The 1,006-nt window shown below is 72.3% G+C and carries 1 protein-coding gene; it reads right to left on the reverse strand.

Features of this window, described 5'->3' with window-relative positions; all coding sequences use genetic code 11:
- Nucleotides 1-181: 181 nt before the first annotated feature.
- Nucleotides 182-535, reverse strand: a complete 354-nt coding sequence (locus tag AB0C36_RS43165) for an STAS domain-containing protein (protein WP_358365312.1) — start codon at nt 533-535, stop codon at nt 182-184.
- Nucleotides 536-1,006: the final 471 nt, after the last annotated feature.

Here is a 1,006-nt window from a genome sequence, read left to right on the forward strand (position 1 = left end):
TGCCAGCAACAGAACCACGATCAACGGAATCATGACCTCACGCTGCCCGGAGCGCCCCCCTTCACTCCAACTCCGGACAGCGGTTGTCCTGTGCCGCCGGGTCACCGAAGGCGGGGGGCGGCCAGGCGCGACTTGGCGGGCGTACACCGGGGCCGCGGCAGTCGGCGGACCCCGGTGGGGGTCAGCCGGCCTGGTGCGGTTCGTCCCCGTCGGGGGTTTGGAACAGGCTGGTCAGGCCGACGATGTCGAGGATGCGGGCGACGGGGTCGGATGCGTTGACGTGGAAGGTTGCGCCGAGTTCGGCGGCCTGGTTGCGGGCGGCGACCAGGACGGAGATGCCGGTGGAGTCGCAGAACCCGACCTCGGTCATGTCCAAGACCACAGAGGTGGGGGTGGGACGCCCGGCGAGGGCGTCGGCGACGGCGGCGCGGAGCTGGTCGGCGCTGAGCAGGTCGAGCTCGCCGACGACCGCGACGACAGTGGTTCCGGCATCGGTTCGGGCGGTGATGATCAGCGTGGCATCGTCGGGGTCCATGGCATCACGGTATTCCGGACGGCAGCCCGGATCGCGCACCATCCCAACCGTACGCATGGGGCGGCGTGTCGACGTGGGCGAGACGTGGCGTCGAACCTGGCACAGCAACGGTCGCCGGGCAGGCGGTTACGACGCCGTGGCGAGGACGCGGGGTGTTCCCGGTGGCAGCGTCCTCGACGGCGGGGTGGGCGGTGAGCGGGGTTCCGAAGCCGGTGCGCGCAAAGAGGAGCGAGAGGCCGTCGGCGAGGCCCGCCCGCGTGCGCCGGCCCGGCGCCGCCCCGGTGATGCGCAATCCGCCGGCTCAGTCCCGCCGCGAGGTGCCGTCGAGGGCGGGGGCGCCTCGGCGCGAACTCCCGTACGCGCCCCGCGTGTCTCTAGGGAGTGTCTTCAAATTCGCGTCGGATAGCCCGCGGGCCGTGGTGCGTGCGCTCGCAAGGCGCGGGCCGCAGCTCGGCCTGGGTTTGGCTTGGG

The organism is Streptodolium elevatio, assembly GCF_040649515.1.
In the GTDB taxonomy this organism is placed as follows: domain Bacteria; phylum Actinomycetota; class Actinomycetes; order Streptomycetales; family Streptomycetaceae; genus Yinghuangia; species Yinghuangia elevatio.